General features: G+C 53.3%; 4 protein-coding genes. All 4 read right to left on the bottom strand.

The annotated features are described in order from the left end of the window. Positions 1 to 153 precede the first annotated feature (153 nt). On the bottom strand, positions 154 to 531 hold the full coding sequence (locus tag HPY90_RS14830; protein ID WP_287195642.1) for a hypothetical protein: 378 nt from the start codon (positions 529 to 531) through the stop codon (positions 154 to 156). A gap of 155 nt (positions 532 to 686) precedes the next feature. Further along, a complete protein-coding gene (locus tag HPY90_RS14825) occupies positions 687 to 2,477 on the bottom strand; it encodes a hypothetical protein (protein WP_287195640.1) in 1,791 nt (596 codons plus the stop codon). Next, entirely contained in the window at positions 2,467 to 3,591 is a 1,125-nt protein-coding gene (locus tag HPY90_RS14820) for a hypothetical protein (protein ID WP_287195638.1), read from the bottom strand. Before HPY90_RS14820 ends, HPY90_RS14825 begins: the two co-directional genes overlap by 11 nt. Beyond that, on the bottom strand, positions 3,588 to 4,706 hold the full coding sequence (locus HPY90_RS14815) for a radical SAM protein (RefSeq protein ID WP_287195636.1): 1,119 nt from the start codon (positions 4,704 to 4,706) through the stop codon (positions 3,588 to 3,590). The genes HPY90_RS14820 and HPY90_RS14815 overlap by 4 nt, the downstream gene beginning before the upstream one ends. Between the last annotated feature and the right edge of the window lie 127 nt (positions 4,707 to 4,833).

Raw genomic sequence — 4,833 nt, 5'->3', positions numbered from 1 at the left:
TAGGAAAGGTAGGATAAAGCAGGTATGAAAGCAAAAAAACTTGAAATTACTTCTAAACATTCTCTGAATCTGGAGAAATCCAATCCATTATAAGGAGACAACTTATAAACACAAAATATAAGGTGTAGCCTTATATGCTTACTCCTTCCCTTACTAACCAGTATCTCTGGTATTAATTCGATACGCTTCGGACTTAGAAAGCGTTGTCAGAACTCTTACCGCTTTTTTGCGCCACTCCTCGGGACGGGATCTCATCTTTTCTACTTTAAGAGAGCGTAGCACGGTCGCGTCTTTCGTAGCGATTGCCTTGAACACCTGGGCAGCTTTTCCCCAAATGTTTGCCTCTCTTATAACGATGTCTGCCCGGAACAGCGTCTCGTCGAAAGCGGTAGATCCCCTTTGTGATCCACCATGCGGCAGAGCGGCCATAACCGCCGGAGGGTATTGCTGCATCATCGCGAACTCGGAAGGGCCGAAACCGGAGCACCGTTTGTGATGATGGCGATTGAAGCCGCAATGGGCGCAAAACACCAGTCCGGCCACCAGGAGAGGGCCTTGCCCCGGTCATTTCGCATTCGGGCGATCTGCCGCCAGGCATATGGAAAAAGCCCTGCTGTATTTTTGCAGTAAGTTCAGAGGTTCCATAGTTTAAATTTTATCAGATTTTTTTACCTTTTGTGTTGATGTCATCTCTCCTGTCTCTTGTAAGGCGGCTTAGGGAAAACGATGCGAACAGGCTGCTTCAGCCTGCGGTTGACCAGCACCATTTCGCCGGGCTCAAGGCCACCTACAACGGCCTTCGTCTGCTTGTCCAGAAAATCATAAGCGGGGCGGGAAAGCTCCGTGGAACCAGTTATTCCCACAAGGCTTGTGGCACAGTTCTCGTAAACCTGGTGGTGGATGTCGGCCCGGAACTGCTGGGCGGTAAACAGGGTCACGCCTTCGGCGCGCCCGACCCGGGCAAGATCGACTATTTCCCGGCCAAGAGCCGTGAGAGGGGTGCCCGATGGGACATACCGGTTCAGCTCGTCAATGAGTATAACCGTGTGGCGCGGCATCCGGTCGCGGTTTTCCCGGTAAGCCTCCTTCAGTCTCCGCACGATGTCGCCGACGATGAACCCCTGAGTTCCTATTCTGTCCTCGAAAGGCTGGATGTCCACAACTACGATGTCTCCGGGTGCCAGGGATTCGCGGATCACGTCCCCCAGATAGTAAACGTCACCGCCAAGAGCAGTCGGCGTTCTGTTGTCCACGAAAACGCTCGGGGTCGTCAACCGCCTCAAGTGGCGCTTGAATCGCCCCAGTACGCTTCTGGGATTTCCGCCTCCGATTGTGTCTTGGGGAAAGTCGTCAAAAAATTTAAGGTGAGTCCAGGTTCTTACCTCTGTGCCGGCCGGAATAGAAACATAACCTTCATTTACGGCCCTTCTAAACCTCATCCTGCCGTAGTCCTGGGCGACGTGGCTTGCGATGCTGGCCAGGGTGAACTGCGGGTCGTCGATCTCCGAAAAGAGCAGGTCCAGCTCATCGTATACGTCGTCCAGGGCATAGGCGTAGTAGAACGCATGTTTTTCGGAAGGGTTTTCATAAACCGATGAGATGTCCCGGGCATGGTAGGGGAAATAGTACCGAACGTTTGTGAAGGGGTCGAGATCGCCAAAACCAAGAATGCGGTAAAGGTTCCGATCGTAGTCGTCCATAAATCCTGGCGCCGGCTCTTCATCTATAAAGAGCAGGTCCTGCTGCTTCACGTTAAAAATAATGGCCGCGGTCTCGTTGCCGTAATACTCCATAACGAGCCTCAGCAGGAACATCAAATATGATGTCTTGGCGGCAAGGCCGGAGGTGCCGGATACGTTTACGTGTGCCGCTTCAGGTCCCAGCACATAGCGCCGGTCGAGGAGAAGAGGCAGGGGGTCCCCGGACGAGCGGAGTATCACCCCGGCCGGAAGACCGTCTTCGGGAGCCAGGGCGTCCATTCCCAGCGCCAAGTGAACCTCTTCGTTGGTGGCAAAGCGCACGGGGCTGTCGTTGAGCGCAGGATACCACACGGCACGCCTGCCGCGCCTGGTGTGGGGTGATTCCACTCCGGTGTTGGCGGCTACATCCGCCCAGGCTATAACCGTAGTGACCCGGCGGGTATTGCCTTCCGCTTCTACGTCCCCGAAGCTAGATGAAACATAATTCGCTAGGTGGCTCTTGGCATCGGTAGGAGCAAGGATTTCCTTCACCACGCCTATAGTCCGGGATCCCCCGAAGTTTTCTACAGAAACGTAGTCGAAGGGGTTGATCAGGACGCCGTTTTGCACCCAAAAGGAAAAGGTTGATGATGTGCTGGGGTCCCGTTCGGTCGATGAGACTTTTCCTATCACAGGGGGTTCAGAATCTTCGGCCGGCGGGATATCCACAAAGCCTTCCAAATCCTCAGCCGGCGGAAAATCTATAACATTGCCGTTGGGTTTGTCATTATTGTGCACTTAAATTAAAACCTCCTCTGGCAAATAATATCTGCCTCATGACTTGAGGCGAAAACAAGGTTTCCTTGACATGCGTCTCGGCCTGGTAAATGGGATAAATGTGAGAGTGCCAGCGGCGCTCGGGATAGATAACCGGGGCCTTTTCCGCAATCAGAGCGCGGCTCAATCGACTGACAAGGGCGGCTTTCTCTTCGTCCCACTGGCCTTCCATTACTGCCTCGACTTTAACGACTCCCTGCATGTAGTTGTCTACACGATCTATGGGCCAAAACCGGAGATACCAGAAGGCTAAAGACGGGTAATCCCCCGATTTCTTGCGTAATACGGGGGTGCGTTCGTTTTCCCGCAGCCTCTGGATCACCCGGGGCAGGTTAAAGTGGAACTGGGAATTTGCCACTTTGATTACAGGCTTCCAGCTGAAAGACTTGGCCAGCCCAATAACATTCTTTAAGCGCAGGAATATGTTCTGGCGGATATCGCCGTCGATGATGAGCCACTCCCCGTCCGCCCGGCCCGCCAGGTTTGCTGCGGCATTAGCCTCCAGGGCATGGAGCCGCTCACGGGCCTTGGCTGCCAAAATGGTACGAAGGTCTCGCCTGGGATCCGGCTCGGATTCCAGAAAAACAGGGGTTATCATGCCTAGCGGGCGGTTTTCCAGGGCATCACGGAGAACACCGCTTGTGAAAGGAAATATGGCCAGGAGCTGATGATCCGAGCGGCAAGGATACAAGCGGCCTTCCTCGTTGCGCTTCAAGATACTGACGGCTGTTTCGGAAACGAGTACCGGATAGGAAGCGGTGGAAATCGCAACATCGCCCCAATAATAAGTTCTGAGAGAACCGTCAAGAAAATAGCGGAAAACATGGTCTTCGCTGCGGCGAATAGGGGAACCTACAGGTATATTCAGGATGGGACGAAAGCGATCAACGGGTTCGTATGTTTCGCAGATATTGTCGTCTCCGAAGTAAGAGTCGTCTTTGATTTTATCGGGGTCTGCCGGTTCGGTCTCTAAAGGGGGCTCATCGGTCGGGGATGCGGGGATGAAACTTGCATTGTTTGCGGCCAGGGTCATGATGATTTCTCTCGCAGAATCCGTTAACTGTTCCAAACTCAAATGGCAACCACCTCCTTCGGTTTTCTCAAAATCAGGGCGCTCCTGAGATCCGGGGCGTCTAAGAACTTGCGCTTCAGGGCTTCGTAAGACGGCCACGCTCCGTGCACTCCCAGGACGCGGCGTGCGTCGGCCACCATTTCCAGCAGCTCCGGAGTCCAGCCCGGTGCAACGTATGAGTCTTTCTTGAGAGCATCTATAGGCTGGTATCTCATCGGGTACACCGCCACGCCCCAGGAAAGCAGATCTTGGACTCTGCTCAGGAAGTCATCCGGGGTATCTTCGAAGTTGAACATGGCGTAAACTACAAAACGCTTCTTGCTGACCCCCGCCTCGCAGAGCATGTCTATGGCACGCTTCAGGGCTTTTCGGTGGCAGGTGGAATCGTAAGCCAGACGGACAACGCTCATGCGGAGGGAAGCAATGGCGGCGGCGTTGTCCGGCGTGATCAGTCTGGCGTCAAGCCCCTGGTTGAAGTCGATCTGGAAATAACGCTTCGCTTTTTTGATGTTTATCAGTTCTTCCAGTATTTCCTGATGGTACGGGGAAGCAAGGAAGTTGTTGTCCCAGAAGATTGCCTGATTGTATTTTTTGTTGATAAGGTCGCCTACGGATGAACGGCAAACAAAGTCGGGCTCCAATACCGGAACGGCGCAGAAAGGGCAGTTTCTGATGCAGCCACGTGAGGTAAAAACAATGCTGCCCTTCCAACCAGGCACCAGTGAATAGTCCGGCAGTATTTCTTCAAGCTCAGAAACGATACCTCGCCAGATATAGTCCGGCTTGATTTCCTCTTGGGCATGCTCCGGCATGAGGCTGGCATAAATGCCCCCCAGAACAACAGGCTTCCCGGGGAAGAGATGCCGGTAATACCCCACCGCCTCTTTGACTTTTTCCCAAGCATAAGTGAACAGCGATGTGACGTAAATAACGTCCGGGGTAAATTCCGGAATCTCGGGCGGCCGTACCAGCTGCACCATGTCTCCGCGCAGACGGTGGTAAGCCGAAAGTTTAAGCAGACCTAGAGGAGGATATTTGCTGTAATAGCGCGGCCAGACGCAGAGAACATTTAATTTGCTGCATGGAAAGGAATCAATCAAACGGGAAAATGTATCCATATGTTAATTATACCACCTTTTTAGGAAATATTAAACAAAATATAAGGGCACCAGAGGTGCAGGAGATTTTGAAGAAGCACGGGGCGGAGGCCACGCCCCGGCGGCCGCTTGCCTTTCGGTGGAACCG

The organism is Syntrophothermus sp. (assembly GCF_013314835.1).
Taxonomy (GTDB): Bacteria; Bacillota; Syntrophomonadia; order Syntrophomonadales; family Syntrophothermaceae; genus Syntrophothermus; species Syntrophothermus lipocalidus.
Note: the sequence above shows the minus strand (reverse complement) of the source record. Positions and strands in the feature narration are given on the sequence as shown.